Here is a 17,513-nt window from a genome sequence, read left to right on the forward strand (position 1 = left end):
AACTTATCTTCCCAACCACGGCTGTGGATTGACGGCCTGACCCTGGCGACGAATTTCGAAATAAAGCGAAGGTCTGCCCTGACCGCCGCTACTGCCCACAAGGGCGATAGGTTGTCCGGCGCGCACCTGCGCGCCTACGCTGACCAGCGCGCTCTGGTTATAGCCGTAAAGGCTCATATCACCTTTACCATGCTCCACGACCACCACCAGGCCATAGCCTTGCAGCCAGTCCGCCAGAATCACCCTGCCGTCGGCGATGGCTTTGACCTCGGTGCCTTCCGACGCGCCGATCACCATCCCCTTCCAACGTAGCTCACCCTGCAGCCGTTCGCCATAGCGATGTAATATCGGGCCGCGTACCGGCCAGTATGCCTGACCGCGTGGCGCGCCCAGACCGCCGGTGCGGGACATTAGCGAACGCTCGCTTTCCGTCGGCTTATAGGTGCTGCCTTTACGCGAGGCTTCCTGCTGCTTATCGCGTACCGCCTGCGCTTCGCGGGCTTCACGCTCCGCTCGCGCTTTGGCCGCCGCTTCCGCCCGCGCGATACTGTTGCGTAGGCGTGATTCGTTGGCGCGTAGTTCGCTTAACTGTTGCTGGCCTTGCTGAATAGACGACTCCAGTCCGGCAAGCGTTTTCTTACGTTCATTACGCGCCTGCTCCAGCTTCGCCTGCTGGGCGCGCTGCTCATACAGCAACGTTTGTTGTTGGCTTTGCTTCTCTTCCAGCTCGGCTTTTTGCGTGGCGACCTGTTCGCGAGTCTGTTTCAGCTCGGCGATAGTCTCCTGGCGCGCCTGGTTCAGATAGCCGAAGTAGGCCTGCAGGCGTTGCCCACGCTGGCTTTCTTCTCCGCTAAGAATAAGCTGAATGCCGGTGTGTTCGCCCTGGCGGAAAGCGGCGTCCAACTGCGCGGCAAGATTACGCTCCTGGCTGGCTTTTTGCTGCTCCAGTTTGGCAATTGAGGCGTTCATCTCATCAATTTGCGCGTTTAACTGATCCAGGGTGCTTTGCGTTTCGTGCAGCTTACGTGCTGCGGCCGAGATGGCCTCTTCCTGGGCTTTCAGTTGTGCCAGGAGGCTGGCGCGTTGTTGCTGCTGCTGGCGTACGTCGCGTTCTTTCGCGGCGATATCGGCCTGAATAGATTTGAGTTGATCGCGGTCATCCGCGTGGGCGGAAAAGGCGCACAACAATACGCCAGCGCTAAGTACGCTGGCGTAGAACAAAGGCCTGACTGAAAACGTTCTTGGTTTCACGGCCTGTTGAATGGTGTTAATCGCCTTTCCCCTCATGGGGAGGGATTATTCCACGATGAACAGCGGCTTACCAGTCATCTCTTGCGGGATTTCCATCCCCATCAGCGACAGCATGGTAGGCGCAATGTCTGAAAGTTTGCCGCCTTCGACCGCCTTCACGTTTTTCTCGCCGACATAAATCAGCGGCACCGGCAGGTTGGTGTGGGCGGTATGCGCCTGACCGGTCGCCGGATCGCGCATCTGCTCCGCGTTGCCGTGGTCCGCGGTAATCAACAGTTGTCCACCAACGGACTCAACCGCTTTTGTTACCTGTTCAATGCAGTTATCCAACGCTTCCACCGCTTTGATGGCGGCTTCCATCACGCCGGTATGACCGACCATATCGCCGTTTGGATAGTTACAAATGATGGTGTCGTACTTACCGCTTTCGATCGCCGCGACCAATTTTTCAGTCAATTCTGCAGAGCTCATTTCCGGTTGCAGGTCATAAGTGGCCACTTTCGGGGAGTTGATCAGAATGCGCTCTTCACCAGCAAACGGTTCTTCTACGCCGCCGTTAAAGAAAAAGGTTACGTGCGCATATTTTTCCGTTTCGGAAATACGCAGCTGAGTTTTGTCGTTTTTCGCCATCCATTCGCCAAAGGTATTCGCCAGCGACGCTGGTGGGTAGGCAACGGCAGTTTTGATGTCGGCAGCGTATTCGGTCAGCATCACGAAGTTCAGATTAACCACTTTCTTACGCGCAAAGCCGTCGAAATCAGCGTTAACGAAAGCGCGGGTAATTTCGCGCGCGCGGTCAGCGCGGAAGTTCATGAAAATCAGCGTGTCGCCGTCTTCCATCGCCGCATCAGCCTGGCCCTCGGCGCGGATAACGGTCGCTTTGACAAACTCATCGTTTTCATCACGAGCGTAAGCGGCCTGCAGGCCAGCCACAGCGGTATCTGCCTGGAATTCGCCCTGCGCCAGGGTCATCAGATCATACGCTTTTTCCACGCGATCCCAACGGTTGTCGCGGTCCATAGCGTAGTAACGACCGACGATAGACGCCACGCGGCCTTTGCCCAGCGCGGCGAATTTGTCTTCGAATTTTTTCAGCGAGGCTTCAGCGCTGCGCGGCGGCGTGTCGCGACCGTCGAGGAAGGCGTGCAGATAGATTTTTTCTGCGCCTCGCTCTGCGGCCAGTTCCACCATCGCCATAATGTGATCTTCGTGGCTGTGGACGCCGCCCGCGGACAGCAGACCCATAATATGAACCGCTTTACCGGCGTTTTTCGCCTGGTCTACCGCATTGGTCAGGACTGGGTTAGCAAAGAAAGTACGCTCTTTAATTTCAACGTCCAGACGCGTCAGGTCCTGATAAACGATGCGACCTGCACCCAGGTTAACGTGGCCCACTTCGGAGTTGCCCATCTGGCGGTCAGGCAGACCCACTTCCAGACCGGATGCGTCGATCAGGGTATGCGGACGTTTTGCCCACAGAGCATCCATCACCGGGGTTTTGGCGTTTAAGATAGCGTTATCCTGCTGTTCTTCACGGTAGCCGTAGCCATCCAGAATCACCAGTACCATAGGTTTTTTAGAAACCGACATTGCGACAACCTCATACTCAATAGACAAAATAATTGCGTAATTTTACTACAGCTGAATCGATAAAATAGCCTCAGAAGATCAAAGAAAGGGATCGCGCTGGCGTGAGAAGGCAAGTAATAGCGTGATTTTTTTTCGTAGCGCCCCGCAAAAATGCATTCCAGTGCACGCTCTGGCTGTATTTGCGCCACTGCGCAGGTATACTCCTTTCCTGGTTTTTTAATCACTACGTCGGGAGTTGTTACCCCCCATGCAAGAAATTATGCAATTTGTTGGCCGTCATCCCATACTGAGTATCGCCTGGATTGCGTTACTGGTGGCGGTTTTATTTACCACGTTCAAAGGTCTGACTTCAAAAGTTAAGGTGATTACACGCGGCGAAGCCACGCGCCTTATCAACAAAGAGGACGCCGTTGTTGTGGATTTACGTCAACGTGACGATTTCCGTAAAGGCCATATCGCTGGCGCGACCAATTTGCTGCCGAGCGAAATCAAAGCCAACAATGTTGGCGAACTGGAAAAGCACAAAGACAAGCCGATTATCGTGGTCGACGGTTCTGGTATGCAGTGCCAGGAATCCGCTAACGCGCTGACAAAAGCCGGCTTTGAAAAGGTCTTTGTGTTGAAAGAAGGCGTAGCAGGCTGGAGCGGCGAGAATCTGCCTCTGGTGCGCGGTAAGTGATTACCCGTCGTTTTCATGGCGCAAGGGGAATGACTTGCCTTTGCGTCGACATGAAATCCATCGGGTAAAAAAACAGGAGCGAAGTCATGGCCAATATTGAAATCTACACCAAAGCAACCTGCCCGTTTTGCCATCGTGCAAAGGCGCTGTTAAACAGCAAGGGCGTGAGTTTCCAGGAAATTGCGATTGACGGCGACGCCGTGAAGCGTGAAGAGATGATCAAACGTAGTGGCCGAACGACGGTTCCGCAAATTTTTATTGATGCACAGCACATTGGCGGTTGTGACGACTTGTATGCGCTGGATGCGCGTGGTGGACTGGATCCGCTGTTGCGTTAAGGCGTACTCAAGTATTTAAGGACAACACTAAAGGGTTTTACACATGTCAGAACAAAATAACACTGAAATGGCTTTCCAGATCCAACGTATCTATACCAAGGATGTTTCTTTCGAAGCGCCAAACGCACCGCATGTTTTCCAGAAAGATTGGCAGCCAGAGGTTAAACTGGATCTTGATACGGCATCTTCCCAACTGGCGGATGACGTTTATGAAGTTGTGCTGCGTGTTACCGTAACGGCTTCCCTGGGGGAAGAAACCGCGTTCCTGTGCGAAGTTCAGCAGGCCGGTATTTTCTCCATCAGCGGTATTGAAGGTACTCAGATGGCGCATTGCCTGGGCGCATACTGCCCGAACATTCTGTTCCCGTATGCTCGCGAGTGCATCACCAGCCTGGTTTCACGCGGTACGTTCCCGCAACTGAACCTTGCGCCGGTCAACTTTGATGCGCTGTTCATGAACTATTTGCAGCAGCAGGCTGGCGAAGGTACTGAAGAACATCAGGATGCCTGATGAACCAAAGTAATGCGTCAATGACAGTCATCGGTGCCGGCTCGTACGGCACCGCTCTCGCCATCACTCTGGCGAGAAACGGCCACCAGGTTGTCCTGTGGGGCCACGACCCAAAACATATCGCGACCCTGGAGCACGATCGCTGCAACGTCGCGTTCCTTCCCGATGTGCCTTTTCCCGATACGTTACACCTGGAAAGCGACTTAGCAACCGCGCTGGCGGCCAGTCGTAACATTCTGGTGGTGGTGCCAAGCCATGTTTTCAGCGACGTGCTGCGGCAGATTAAACCGCTGATGCGTCCGGATGCGCGTCTGGTATGGGCGACCAAAGGCCTGGAAGCGGAAACGGGGCGCCTGTTGCAGGATGTCGCTCGCGAGGCGTTAGGCGATCAAATCCCGCTGGCGGTGATTTCCGGTCCGACGTTCGCTAAAGAGCTGGCGGCGGGTTTGCCGACGGCAATCTCGCTGGCCTCAACCGATGAGACCTTTGCCGACGATCTCCAGCAACTGTTGCACTGCGGAAAAAGTTTTCGCGTCTATATCAATGCGGATTTTATCGGCGTGCAGCTTGGCGGCGCGGTGAAAAACGTGATTGCGATTGGCGCGGGGATGTCTGACGGCATCGGCTTCGGCGCGAACGCCCGCACGGCGCTAATCACGCGTGGACTGACCGAAATGTCGCGGCTTGGCGCAGCGCTTGGCGCCGATCCCGCCACCTTTATGGGGATGGCGGGTTTAGGCGATCTGGTGCTGACCTGTACCGACAACCAGTCGCGCAACCGTCGTTTTGGCATGATGCTTGGCCAGGGCATGGACGTTAAAGGCGCGCAGGATAAGATTGGCCAGGTGGTCGAAGGCTATCGCAATACGAAAGAAGTTCGTGAATTGGCGCACCGTTTTGGTGTTGAAATGCCAATAACCGAGGAAATTTATCAAGTATTGTATTGCGGAAAAAACGCGCGCGAGGCAGCATTAACGTTATTAGGTCGCGCCCGCAAGGAAGAGCTGAGTCGCCACTAGCCGTAAGGAACTGTTTGCATAAACGACCCAACCCGCACAGAACGGGTTGGTCGTTTTCTGCCCGTCTGGAGTAAGCCATGCCGTGTGAAGAACTGGAAATCGTCTGGAAGAATATTAAAGCTGAAGCCCGCGCTTTAGCTGACTGTGAGCCTATGTTGGCCAGTTTTTATCACGCCACGCTACTCAAGCATGAAAATCTGGGCAGTGCGCTGAGCTATATGCTGGCAAATAAACTGGCTTCGCCCATCATGCCCGCTATCGCTATCCGTGAAGTAGTTGAAGAAGCCTATGCCGCCGACCCGGAAATGATCGCGTCGGCAGCCTGCGATATTCAGGCCGTGCGCACTCGCGATCCGGCGGTGGATAAATACTCCACGCCGCTGTTATATCTGAAAGGCTTTCATGCGCTACAGGCCTACCGCATTGGTCACTGGTTGTGGAATAAAGGTCGCCGCGCGCTGGCTATCTTCCTGCAAAATCAGGTTTCGGTCTCGTTTCAGGTGGATATTCACCCGGCAGCGAAAATTGGCCGCGGGATTATGCTCGACCATGCCACCGGTATTGTGGTGGGGGAGACGGCGGTTATTGAGGATGATGTGTCGATCCTGCAATCCGTCACCCTGGGCGGTACCGGGAAAACGAGCGGCGATCGCCATCCTAAAATCCGCGAAGGCGTGATGATTGGCGCGGGCGCGAAAATTCTCGGCAATATCGAGGTGGGGCGCGGCGCGAAAATTGGCGCAGGTTCCGTTGTTTTACAGCCTGTCCCGCCGCACACTACCGCCGCAGGCGTTCCGGCGCGTATTGTCGGCAAGCCGGGCAGCGATAAGCCGTCGATGGATATGGACCAGCATTTCAACGGGATACACCATACGTTTGAGTATGGCGACGGCATCTGAATTGCGCGGTACAACTAAAAAACGCTGTTCCGATGGAGTGCAATCCCGGAACAGCGGAGCGAAGAATTCGCAATGTGGACAATCAGGCTGCGGATGATGTCAGCGTGATGCGATCCAGCGGGCCGACGATAAACAGATATGAAATGAGACCAATAAGTCCCATCGAGCCAACGTATAAAATGGCAAAGTCGAACGACTGAGTATTGGCAAGAATCACGCCGATGACCAGCGGCGTAACGATGCTTGCCATATTGCCGCACATGTTAAATACGCCGCCGGCAATACCCAGAACTTCCTTCGGCGAGGTGTCGCTGAGTACGCACCAGCCCAGGTTACCAAACCCTTTGGCAAAAAAGGCCAGACTCATCGCCGCAATGACCACAAATTCTGAAGAGGTGTAGTTGGCGATCACAATTACGCAAGAGAGCAACATACCGCAGATAACAGGCAGTTTCCGCGCGACGGTAAGGCTATAGCCGCGTTTGAGTAGCCAGTCGGAGAACACGCCGCCGAGCAGGCCGCCAATAAAACCGGCAATGGCTGGAATACTGGCCACAAAACCGACTTTCAGAATCGACATGCCTTTCGCCTGGTACAGGTAGGTCGGGAACCAGGTCAGGAAGAACCAGGTGATAGAGGTGACGCAGAATTGCCCGATGTAAACACCGATCATCATCCGGTTAACACAGACGGTTTTAATCTGCGCGAACGTTATTTTCTGCGGCTCCTTTTTACAGCCCAGAGAGGGCTCGCCACCACCGCTACGAATATAGTCAATTTCCGCTTGATTAACTTTTGGGTGGTGCATCGGATCTTTGACTTTCATTAACCAGAATATACCGAGCATCACGCCAATAGCGCCAATATAATAGAAGACAAAATGCCAGCTTAAATTATGCAGAATGATCGTCATTAGCGGGGTGATAATGCCCAGCGAGATATATTGCGCAGCCTGATAAACTGAAGTAACGAAACCTCGTTCATTATTGGGAAACCATTGTACGCTTAAACGACTGTTCGCCGGAAAGGCAGGCGCTTCAATCGCGCCCATCAGCAGACGTAGAATAACCAGTACAATTAATGGGCTGCCATACAGATAGATCGTTCCCTGAAACATGGTTACTAACGACCAGCCAATCAATGCGCAACCGTAAACCAGTCGTGAACCGTAGCGGTCTAATAGCCAACCACCGGGTAGTTGCATAATGACATAGGCGATACCAAATGAGGAGAAGGCCAGGCCCATCGCTTCCGGATCAAAACCTAATTCTTTACTCATTATTGGGGCAACTACGGATAGAGTTGCGCGATCCGCATAATTAAATACGGTAGCAAGAAATAAAAATATAAGAATGGTATGACGCACTTTTGTGCGCTTTATTATTGTGTTCATTATCTACTCCTCAGATAAGGGCAGAATGCATCCTGTAAGGTAAGAGAGGCGGGACGGATTCCCGCCAGTCGGGTTAAGGGCGTTTGCCAAATTCACATGTTAATTGTGTCCAGCGGCGCGCTTGTTCACTGAGCGTAAAACCCAGACCATGACGATCGGAAATCCACATGCGGCCATCGCGCAGCTCAAGTTGCTCGTTGAATAATGGGTTCAGCCACTCGAAATGTTCCAGCCACGGCTCCAGGGGATACGCTGCGGAAAGGTGCAGGTGTACTTCCATCGCAAAGTGCGGCGCCAGCTTACGCCCGTGTTTCGCCGCCAGATCCATAATCTTCAGGAACGGAGAGATACCGCCGACACGCGGCGCATCTGGCTGAACGAAATCGCTGGCATTGCCCAGAATCAACTGCTCGTGTTCCCGGAAACTGGTCAGCATTTCCCCGGTGGCGATAGGCGTATCCAGCGCGGCAGCAAGCTGGGCGTGGCCTTCGATGTCGTAAGCATCTAGTGGTTCTTCAATCCAGATAAGATTGAACTGTTCCATTTTACGCCCCATGCGGATAGCCGTTTCGCGATCCCACTGCTGGTTAGCGTCAACCATTAACGGGAACTCATCCCCAAGCGCTTCACGTACTGCGGTTAAGCGGCGAATATCCTCAGCGCAGTTGGGTTGTCCGACTTTCAACTTAATACCGCCAATGCCATTTTCGCGGGAAATCACCACATTTTTCAGCACTTGATCGAGCGGTGTATGCAAGAACCCCCCTGAGGTGTTGTAACACTGAACGGAGTCGCGGTGCGCGCCCAACAGTTTTGCCAGTGGCAGACCGGCACGTTTAGCCTTCATATCCCATAAGGCGATATCGATAGGGGAGATAGCCTGTACCGCCATCCCGCTACGCCCCACCGAGGCTCCGGCCCACAGCAGCTTGGTGTATATTTTGTCGATATCATTGGGGTCTTCGCCCAGTAGATTGTCGGCTATCTCTTTGGCGTGAGCATAAATACCCTGGCCGCCAGCACGTTTGGAGTAGCTAAAACCAACGCCCTCAAAGCCATCGCGACTGCGGATTTCGGCAATGATGATTGCCACTTCGGTCAAAGGTTTCTGGCGACCGGTCAGTACCTTCGCGTCACTCACTGGCGTCGCCAGCGGTAGAAAAGCCAGTGATAGCTTCACCCATTCGATACGATCGCCGGTTTCTGCCGCGGTTCTGGTATTCGCCGCTTTTGCATACGTTACGGCGTCGGAATTCGCGCTTAAAGCCATTTTTTTTCTCCTGATAAACACAAAATGATTGCGCTAACATTTTTATTATTAAGCGAACGCAGGATCCAGAAAGTTGATGTTGATTTGAACATTTGATCACATATGTCGTATAAAAAGCAGGATTTATTGCAAAATGGATCACGATCCAAAAATATCTGGGGAAATGCATAATACAAAATGATGGCGCTATCATTTTGTAATGACTGAGCTTGATAAGCTACTGTATTTACGGCCTTTCCTGATGCGAAGCTGGCAATAGCCGCAGGCATGATGAATAATGCGCGGATAAATCAGCCAATCTTTGCAGGGGCATCAGACGTGAAGAGAACCAAATCACCTCGTGCGCCGACGCTGGAAGATGTAGCACGTAGCGCCGGGCTGTCTCCGATGACAGTCAGCCGGGCATTGAATTCGCCACAACTGGTTCGCCCCAAAACGGTTGAGAAAGTCATGCAGGCGGTTCGCGTCACAGGCTACATACCCAACGCGTTAGCCGGTGGTCTGGCGTCGCGACGGAGTAAATTAATCGCTGTCGTCGTGCCGCAAATTAACAACAACATGTTTGTCGATACCATCCAGTCGCTGAGCGATGAACTGGCCCGACGCGGATATCACATATTGCTGTGCGTGGCGGGATATACCGAACAAACGGAAGCGGAATTGGTGGCGACACTGCTTTCCCGCCGCCCCGATGGCGTGGTGCTTACCGGGATCCATCACACGATAGAACTGAAAAAGGTCATCCTGAACGCGGCTATTCCGGTGGTGGAAATTTGGGACTTAACGCCCACGCCGCTTGATATGCTGGTCGGTTTTTCCCATGAAAAAGTCGGGCAGGCGACGGGGGAGTATCTTCTGAGTAAGGGCTATCGTCGTCCCGGCTTGTTGTGGACCGCCGATCGCCGAGCCGCGCAACGTAAGCAGGGGTTATGTAGTGTTCTTCAACGCCACGCTATTCATGCCGTACCGCAGGTGGATGTCCCCCTTCCGGCATCGCTTTCGCTGGGGCGCAGCGGTTTAAGCCAGCTTTTTGACGAAGGGACGTTTGATGTCATTGTTTGCAGTTCTGATACCCTGGCACAGGGGGCGATGATGGAGGCGGAAAGCCGTGGTTTGCGCATCCCGCATGATTTAGCGGTTATTGGTTTTGGCGATCTTGATTTTGCCGCCAGCAATCGACCGTCAATTACTACCGTAAGCGTTGACAGACGCGCCATTGGCCAGCGCGCCGCTACGCTGTTGGCCGATCGTATTGAACAGAAACCGTGCGCAGAAGCTATTGTGGATATTGGCTTTCATTTGATTGAGCGAGAGTCCGCATAAACGGGAACATGCCATCGGGATCGGCCAGGCCGGATCAGGCGTTAGCCGCCATCCGGCATTGAATATATTACGACCGCAATACCGCGCCGGGGTATCCTAACTGGCGCCACGCTTCATACACCACCACCGACACCGCATTCGACAGGTTCATGCTACGGCTATCCGGCATCATCGGAATGCGAATCTTCTGCTCTTTAGGCAACGCATCGAGAATGCTGGCGGGCAGGCCGCGCGTTTCCGGGCCAAACATCAAATAATCGCCATCCTGATAGCTTACGGCGCTATGGGCGGGCGTGCCCTTTGTCGTCAACGCAAACAGGCGCTGTGGATTTTCGGCGGCGACAAAGGCGGCATAATCGTGATGGCGCTGAACCGCGGCGAATTCGTGATAGTCCAGCCCTGCGCGGCGTAAGCGCTTATCATCCCAGGTAAACCCCATCGGTTCGATGATGTGCAGACGAAAGCCGGTATTGGCGCAAAGACGAATGATGTTGCCGGTATTCGGCGGGATTTCTGGTTCGAAGAGTACGATGTTAAGCATGATGCCCCCTTAAATGCGGGGGGCAGAATAGCAGAAATTTACCGGGCTCTCACGCGCCAGGCGTTCAGGCGGCATCGCCTTTGCTCATTGGCGCCAGCGCGGCGGGCAAACTTTTCCCCAGTTCCCGCACCAGTGAATCGCCACTGATTTCGCTAATGGATTTCGCGCCGGTCAGGGTCATGGCGACTTTCATCTCTTTCTCGATCAGGTCCAGCAAGTTGGCGACCCCCGCTTTTCCTGCCGTCGCCAGCGCGTAGAGATAGGCCCGACCCAGCAGTACGGTATCGGCCCCCAACGCAATCATACGCACGACATCCAGCCCGTTACGGATCCCGCTATCCGCCAGAATGGCGATATCGCCTTTCACCGCATCGGCAATGGCGGGCAGGGCGCGGGCGGAAGAGAGCACGCCATCGAGCTGGCGGCCGCCGTGATTCGACACCACGATACCGTCAGCGCCGAAACGTACCGCATCGCGGGCATCTTCTGGATCGAGGATCCCTTTGATCACCATTGGGCCGTCCCAGAATTCGCGTATCCACTCCAGATCTTTCCAGGAGATGGACGGATCGAAGTTATTTGCCAGCCAGCCGATATAGTCCTCAAGGCCGGTCGGTTTACCCAGATAGGCGGAAATATTGCCTAAATCATGCGGGCGACCGTTCAGGCCGACATCCCACGCCCATTTAGGGTGCATCACCGCCTGCCAGTAACGGCGCATGGCCGCGTTTGGGCCGCTCATCCCGGAGTGGGCGTCACGGTAGCGCGCGCCCGGCGTCGGCATATCCACGGTAAAGACCAGCGTGGAGCAGCCCGCCGCTTTCGCACGTTCAAGCGCGTTGCGCATAAAGCCCCGGTCACGCAGTACATAAAGCTGGAACCACATCGGGCGCTTAATGGTTGGTGCAACTTCTTCAATCGGACAGACGGAGACGGTGGAAAGGGTGAACGGAATGCCCTTTGCGTCTGCGGCGGCGGCGGCCTGTACTTCGCCGCGACGGGCGTACATGCCGCACAGACCTACCGGCGCTAATGCCACTGGCATCGACAACGTTTCGTTAAACAGGGGCGTTTCCAGGCTTAAATCGGACATATTTTTCAGCACGCGCTGGCGCAGAGCGACTTGCGACAGGTCTTCCACATTTCGGCGCAGGGTATATTCCGCATACGCGCCGCCGTCGATGTAGTGGAAGAGGAAAGGAGGCAACGTGCGCTGAGCTGCGGCGCGATAATCGCTGGCTGCTGAAATAATCATGATTTATTCTCCCTGGTCATCTCATTATGGTCGCCGGGCAGGCGGGTAATACGCGCCTGGCGGGCCTGGTCTTCATCAAATCGTTTAATCGTGGTGTGGACAAAACTGAGGTGCGCCATCATCGCTTTACGCGCGCCCTCGGCGTTACCGTCCAGAATGGCGTCCATCACTGCCTGGTGTTGTTCCGTCAGCTTTGAGAATACGGGCGGAACGAGATACATACGCTGGCGACTCTGTTTGACGGAGGATTGCAGGACGTCGAAGAAACCGCGCATCGTTTGCAACAGCACCACATTGTGCGAGGCTTCCGCGATCGCCAGATGAAAGCGCACGTCGGCCTGGGAGGCGAGATCCGGGTCTTCGCTGAGCGTCGCATCAAAGCAGAGTCTGATTTTCTCTTTGTCGGCAGCGGTGGCACGCATGGCGGCGTGCCAGGCCGTACTGGCTTCAATGGCGTGGCGGGCCTCCAGAATGTCGAAACTGTAGTCCGGATCGTTCGCCATCAGCATTTTCAGCGGTTGCACGATATTCTGTTCAGACCAGGTTTCGTGCTGCCAGCGGACAAATGTCCCGCCGCCGCGACGACTCACCAGCACGCCTTCACTGACCAGCTTCGCCAGCGCTTCGCGTAAAGAGTTGCGTGATACGCCAAGCTGTAGAGCCAACTGGCGCTCGGCGGGCAATTTCATGCCCGCTTCCAGGTTTTGTTCTTCAATCAGCGCCCGCACGCGAGAGGCAATCTCGTCTGACAGGCGTTTTGGCATCACAATCACGGAATCATCCAGGTTAAAACATAGGCCTGAAGCGTAGTGATCACGCCCACCATACAGGTGAAGATCAGGCTGTGTTTGACGGTAAAACGGAACAGATCGGACTCTTTCCCTACCAGTCCCACCGCCGCGCAGGCGATGGCGATAGACTGCGGCGAGATCATCTTCCCGGTTACGCCTCCAGTGGTGTTCGCCGCCACCATCAGCACATCAGAGACGCCGATTTGCTGCGCCGCGGTAGCCTGTAGAGAGGCAAACAGCGCGTTAGATGAGGTGTCGGACCCGGTCAGGAAGACACCCAGCCAGCCGAGGAACGGCGAGAAGAACGTGAAGGCGCTGCCGGTGTGCGCCAGCGCTAACGCCAGCGTGGAAGAAAGCCCGGAATAGTTCGAGATAAACGCGAACGCCAGCACCATGCCGATGGAGTAAATCGGCAACGCCAGCTCTTTCAGCGTGCTGCCAAAGGTCTGGATTGCGGCTGAGGGCTTCATTTTCAGCCAGACGATAGACAACAGCGCGGCAAACAGGATTGCAGTGCCGGTGGCGGAGAACCAGTCAAATTTATACACCGCCGCGTAAGCGGTCGCTTCGTGTACGACCGGCGGCATACGGGCGACCAGTTTGTCGAGATACGGTACCGGAACGTTAATTACCCAGTCATACAGCGCGCCGCCGGGGGCAAACAACGCTTTAAACGGCGGTACGCTCCAGAGAGTGACCGTGGCGGTCAGGAACAGAAACGGCGACCAGGCGCGAACAATTTGCCCTGTCGTATAGCGGGTGCGGGCCAGCGTCTGATCGACCTGCGACGCGCCCATATCGCCGAAGCGGAAGATGCGTACCGGCTGCCAGCGTTTGAGGAACAGCGTCAGACACACCAGAGACACCAGTGAAGAGATGATGTCCGGCAGTTCCGGCCCGATAAAGTTGGAGCTGAGATACTGGGCGATAGCAAACGAGCCGCCAGCGACCATCACCGCAGGCCAGGTTTCTTTCACGCCGCGCCAGCCGTCCATAATCGCCATAATCCAGAACAGCACGATAATGGTCAGGAACGGTAGCTGACGACCGACCATCTGACCGATTTCAAAGCTGTCCAGGCCCGTGACCTGTCCGGCAACCAGAATCGGGATCCCCATCGCGCCAAAGGCGACTGGCGCGGTGTTTACAATCAGGCACAGCCCTGCCGCATACAGCGGATTAAAGCCCAGACCCACCAGCAGCGCGGCGGTTATCGCCACCGGCGCGCCGAAACCTGCCGCGCCTTCAAGGAACGCGCCGAAGCAGAAGCCGACAATCAGCATTTGCAGACGCTGGTCGGGGGTAATCGACAGAATTGACGAGCGAATAATGTCAAACTGCCCGGTCTTGACCGAAATTTTATAGACAAAGACCGCGGCGATGATTATCCAGGCTATCGGCCATAGCCCGTAGAAGAAGCCATACACGACCGATGCCAGCGCGTGATCGACCGGCATTTTATAGAACAGCAGCGCGACGGCGAGCGCGATAACCACCGTCCACGAAGCGGCAACATAGCCTTTCAGCTTGAGTTTAATCAGGGCGAAAAAGAAGAACAGGATTGGGAGCGATGCGATCAGGCTGGAAAGCCAGATATTACCCGCCGGGTCATAGTTTTGTTGCCAGAGGTTCATTGCAGGTCTCCTGAGAACCACACGCATAATGGGATGAATCTTTGCTCATCTCGTTGAAGTCACATTATGTGTAAAAGTGGTCCTGCCAATATTGTTGTGTATGGATAATGACAACAAATAGTTAACCAGATGTTATTTATTGGCAACGGTATTGTAGAGTTAATTTAATGAAATGTGAGTGGGTAGTGATAACGCGCTAAAATTGGTAGGGCCAATTGAGAGGAGAGGACCACAAAGGGAAGTGAAAAGGCAATGGCATTATGCCATTGCCTTTGATGTCGGGAGTGTTGTTACTTCATTACCACTGGAAGCCCGCGCCAATGGCCGCAGAGTAATCGCCCTGGCTGTTGCTGGTTCCTTGCAATTTATACACCCAGCCCCCGCTTTCACTTACCATGGAGACACCAATGGCGACGGCACTTTCACCATTAAACGTACCGCCAGCAATCGAGGTCATGTTGGCGCCCGGGGCGTAGGCTTGTGGCAGACCGGCCATCGCCATCGCTGAAGCGATACCGCCGCTCATCTTGTTTTCTACTCCTTTGATTTTGCTGTTCATTTCCCCCATTTTCTGGTCGGTATAGGTGTTTGCTTCTTCGACGCTGCGTTTCAATTGCGCATAGTTAACCGCATCCGTATCATTCACCGCCGCTGAAACATTGCCGATCCGAGTGGTGCCGCCACTCCCGTCTCCCAGGTTGAGCACGCTATAGTTAACCGAGCCATCTGCATTGGTTTCATAACGCACGGAGCCTGCTTCTGAGGCTTTCAGTTGCGCCACATTAACCGCGCCAGTGTTGTTCACCCCTGCGGCAACGTTGGTAATACGGCGTTGTTGAGTAGAAGAGCCAACAGACACAGTATTAGCTTCATCTGCGACGGAATTTGTGCCTAACGCCACGCTGTTTTCAGCGGCAGCAATAGAGCCAGAGCCAATCGCGACGCTGTCCGCACCCTGGGCATTTGCATCTGCGCCATCGGTGTTGGTCTTGAAGTACTTGGTGCTACCGGTAGTGACGATATCGCCAATGCCGTTTTCGATATTGGTGACGCGGGTATCCAGATTCGATACCTGAGTATTCAGGTTAGTAATGCTCTGGGTATTCCTGGAAACCTGCGCGTCCGTTACTTTCAATTGACTCACGTTAACGGCATCGGTATCTGCCGAACCCGCCGCGACGTTAGTGATCTGACGTTGACCGTCTTCACTGCCGACAGAGAACTCACCGACAGAGTTCTGCGGTGTGTCCATGTTGTAGGCGGTGTAGTCAGTCTGTGCGCCGCGAGTGGTCTGAGAACCATTACCCATTGCAATACTGTTTGCATGATTGGCGCGTGCGTTAGAACCGATAGCAATACCGTTGATGGCATCAGCCATCACCAGTGTATTCAGACCAATACCAATACCTGCATCAGCATTGACGATGGTCTTCGCACCCATTGCCAGTGAGTCAGTTCCGACAGCCAGTGAATCTTCTTCCGTTGAGTTTGCGTGGTAGTACTTGGTCGGTGTAGTAGTGACCGCACCAATGGCATTTTGTAACTGACGAACTGTTACCGCATCTTGCGCTTCAGAGCCGTCAGCAACGTTGGTAATTTGACGATAGCTTTCTCCATCCGTCCCCAATGACAACGCGCCCAGCAACTCTCTGTCTGTTGTATTGTAGCCAATGACGACTCCATCGCTTGTTGCGCTCGTTTCTCGTATACCGGTTGTAATAGCGCGGTTAGAGGTGGAGCCACTGCCCAAAGCGATACTGCCCTCAATGCTGCTGCTGTTTTGGCCAAGAGCCAGACTGCCAGCGCCAGAGGCGACGGCGTCGTAACCTACTGCCGTTGCGCCGTTACCCGTTGCGTATGCATCCTGGCCTTCAAGCCCATTATCATTCGTACGGATGTATTTCACGCCGGTACCATTTTCCGTGATATAGGTTTCGCTGGTATCGCCGGCTAGTTGGCTAATAGATTCACTATACTGAGAAATCAGCATGTTAGTTTCATAGAGCTGAGAGCCATTAACAGCGTCAGTACTGTCACTGGCGATTTCACCTGCAGCCACATTGGTTATCTTATTGGTACCGCTGGTACCGTGGCTGGCGCTGAACGCGCCTTCTTCGTCATCCCAGCTCAGTGCATCGGTACCAAGATTGGTGATGGACGTATTGATATCCGCGATAGCAGAGGTGTTTTGATCCACCTTCTGGTTAGTTTCATACAACTGTGAGCCGTTTACCGCGTCTGTACTGTCCTCAGAAAGCGCCCCGGCGGCGACATTGGTTATTTTACTGGTGCTTCCACCGTGGTTTGCGCTGAAAGCGCCGATGTCTTCGTCCCATAACAGAGCGTTATCAGTGAGGCCGGTAATGGACGTATTAATGTCGGAGACAGAAGTATTCAGGTTCTCAATCGCGGTGCTGTTCTGAGTGATGTTAGTGGTATTGGCGGCGATATCGGTCGTGTTCTGATCCACTTTTTCGTTGGTTTCGAACAGCTGCGATCCGTTAACCGCGTCGGTACTTTCTTCAGACAGCTCCCCGGCAGCAACGTTGGTGATTTTGTTTGTCGTACTACTTCCGTGGCTGGCAGAGAACGAACTCGTTGTCTCATTCCAGCTCAGGTTGTCAGAGCTAAGATTGGTGATGGACGTATTAATATCTGCGATAGCAGAGGTGTTTTGATCCACCTTCTGGTTGGTTTCATACAATTGTGAGCCGTTAACGGCGTCTGTACTGTCCTCAGAAAGGTCCCCGGCGGCGACATTGATGATTTTACTGGCGCTTCCGTTGTGCTTAGCGCTGAATGCGCCAGAGGCTGCATCCCATAGCAGTGCATCGTCAGTGAGCGTGGTGACGGAATTGCTCAGGTTGTTGATACTGGTGGTGTTGGTGGCGATATCAGTGGTGTTCTGATTGATGCTGGTGGTGTTGGCAGCGATATCAGTGGTGTTCTGAGACACATTTTCGTTGGTGGCAAACAGCTGAGAGCCGTTAACGGCGTCGGTGCTGTCAGCGGCCAGGGT

14 protein-coding genes and 1 pseudogene are annotated in these 17,513 nt (G+C 54.2%); 6 read left to right on the forward strand and 9 right to left on the reverse strand.

Features of this window, described 5'->3' with window-relative positions:
• Positions 1-3 precede the first annotated feature (3 nt).
• Together envC and gpmM are read right to left on the reverse strand one after the other, a co-directional pair.
• Entirely contained in the window at positions 4-1,263 is a 1,260-nt protein-coding gene (gene envC, locus ACLJNW_RS16695) for a murein hydrolase activator EnvC (RefSeq protein WP_235645586.1), read from the reverse strand.
• A gap of 33 nt (positions 1,264-1,296) precedes the next feature.
• Entirely contained in the window at positions 1,297-2,841 is a 1,545-nt protein-coding gene (gene gpmM / locus ACLJNW_RS16700) for a 2,3-bisphosphoglycerate-independent phosphoglycerate mutase (RefSeq protein ID WP_000116576.1), read from the reverse strand.
• 247 nt (positions 2,842-3,088) lie between these two features.
• Here gpmM and ACLJNW_RS16705 point away from each other — a divergent pair, with 247 nt between their 5' ends.
• The 5 genes from ACLJNW_RS16705 (at position 3,089) to cysE (ending at position 6,287) form a co-directional block, all read left to right on the forward strand.
• A complete protein-coding gene (locus ACLJNW_RS16705) occupies positions 3,089-3,520 on the forward strand; it encodes a rhodanese-like domain-containing protein (RefSeq protein WP_001156179.1) in 432 nt (143 codons plus the stop codon).
• 86 nt (positions 3,521-3,606) lie between these two features.
• Complete coding sequence (gene grxC / locus ACLJNW_RS16710; protein WP_001273795.1) at positions 3,607-3,858, forward strand: glutaredoxin 3; 252 nt, start codon at positions 3,607-3,609, stop codon at positions 3,856-3,858.
• A 43-nt stretch (positions 3,859-3,901) separates the two neighbouring features.
• Positions 3,902-4,369 carry a protein-export chaperone SecB gene (gene secB / locus ACLJNW_RS16715; RefSeq protein WP_000003370.1) on the forward strand — a complete coding sequence of 156 codons (468 nt, stop codon included), beginning with the start codon at positions 3,902-3,904 and terminating at the stop codon, positions 4,367-4,369.
• On the forward strand, positions 4,369-5,388 hold the full coding sequence (gene gpsA / locus ACLJNW_RS16720; protein WP_001076596.1) for an NAD(P)H-dependent glycerol-3-phosphate dehydrogenase: 1,020 nt from the start codon (positions 4,369-4,371) through the stop codon (positions 5,386-5,388). The genes secB and gpsA overlap by 1 nt, the downstream gene beginning before the upstream one ends.
• Positions 5,389-5,465: 77 nt before the next feature.
• A complete protein-coding gene (gene cysE, locus ACLJNW_RS16725; RefSeq protein WP_001112113.1) occupies positions 5,466-6,287 on the forward strand; it encodes a serine O-acetyltransferase in 822 nt (273 codons plus the stop codon).
• Positions 6,288-6,369: 82 nt separating this feature from the next.
• Here the strand turns inward: cysE and ACLJNW_RS16730 are convergent, their stop codons facing one another.
• Together ACLJNW_RS16730 and ACLJNW_RS16735 are read right to left on the reverse strand one after the other, a co-directional pair.
• The gene (locus tag ACLJNW_RS16730) at positions 6,370-7,680 is read right to left on the reverse strand and encodes an MFS transporter (protein WP_001092104.1); all 1,311 of its coding nucleotides are present in this window, start codon (positions 7,678-7,680) and stop codon (positions 6,370-6,372) included.
• A 73-nt stretch (positions 7,681-7,753) separates the two neighbouring features.
• Positions 7,754-8,950, reverse strand: a complete 1,197-nt coding sequence (locus ACLJNW_RS16735) for an L-talarate/galactarate dehydratase (protein WP_001218249.1) — start codon at positions 8,948-8,950, stop codon at positions 7,754-7,756.
• Positions 8,951-9,268: 318 nt separating this feature from the next.
• Here ACLJNW_RS16735 and ACLJNW_RS16740 point away from each other — a divergent pair, with 318 nt between their 5' ends.
• Positions 9,269-10,273, forward strand: coding sequence for a LacI family DNA-binding transcriptional regulator (locus ACLJNW_RS16740; protein ID WP_001537635.1), 1,005 nt, complete (start codon positions 9,269-9,271; stop codon positions 10,271-10,273).
• Positions 10,274-10,340: 67 nt separating this feature from the next.
• Here the strand turns inward: ACLJNW_RS16740 and trmL are convergent, their stop codons facing one another.
• From trmL to sadA, 5 genes and pseudogenes are all read right to left on the reverse strand, one after another.
• Complete coding sequence (gene trmL, locus ACLJNW_RS16745) at positions 10,341-10,814, reverse strand: tRNA (uridine(34)/cytosine(34)/5-carboxymethylaminomethyluridine(34)-2'-O)-methyltransferase TrmL (RefSeq protein WP_000932335.1); 474 nt, start codon at positions 10,812-10,814, stop codon at positions 10,341-10,343.
• Positions 10,815-10,878: 64 nt separating this feature from the next.
• Positions 10,879-12,069, reverse strand: coding sequence for an FMN-dependent L-lactate dehydrogenase LldD (gene lldD / locus ACLJNW_RS16750; protein WP_023204165.1), 1,191 nt, complete (start codon positions 12,067-12,069; stop codon positions 10,879-10,881).
• Entirely contained in the window at positions 12,066-12,842 is a 777-nt protein-coding gene (gene lldR, locus ACLJNW_RS16755) for a transcriptional regulator LldR (RefSeq protein ID WP_000636696.1), read from the reverse strand. The genes lldD and lldR overlap by 4 nt, the downstream gene beginning before the upstream one ends.
• Positions 12,839-14,494 carry an L-lactate permease gene (lldP, locus tag ACLJNW_RS16760; RefSeq protein WP_001055305.1) on the reverse strand — a complete coding sequence of 552 codons (1,656 nt, stop codon included), beginning with the start codon at positions 14,492-14,494 and terminating at the stop codon, positions 12,839-12,841. Before lldP ends, lldR begins: the two co-directional genes overlap by 4 nt.
• 298 nt (positions 14,495-14,792) lie before the next feature.
• Positions 14,793-17,513: pseudogene (sadA, locus tag ACLJNW_RS16765) on the reverse strand (trimeric autotransporter adhesin SadA); the annotation flags it as partial.

The organism is Salmonella sp. SAL4457 (assembly GCF_046548235.1).
Classification (GTDB): domain Bacteria; phylum Pseudomonadota; class Gammaproteobacteria; order Enterobacterales; family Enterobacteriaceae; genus Salmonella; species Salmonella enterica.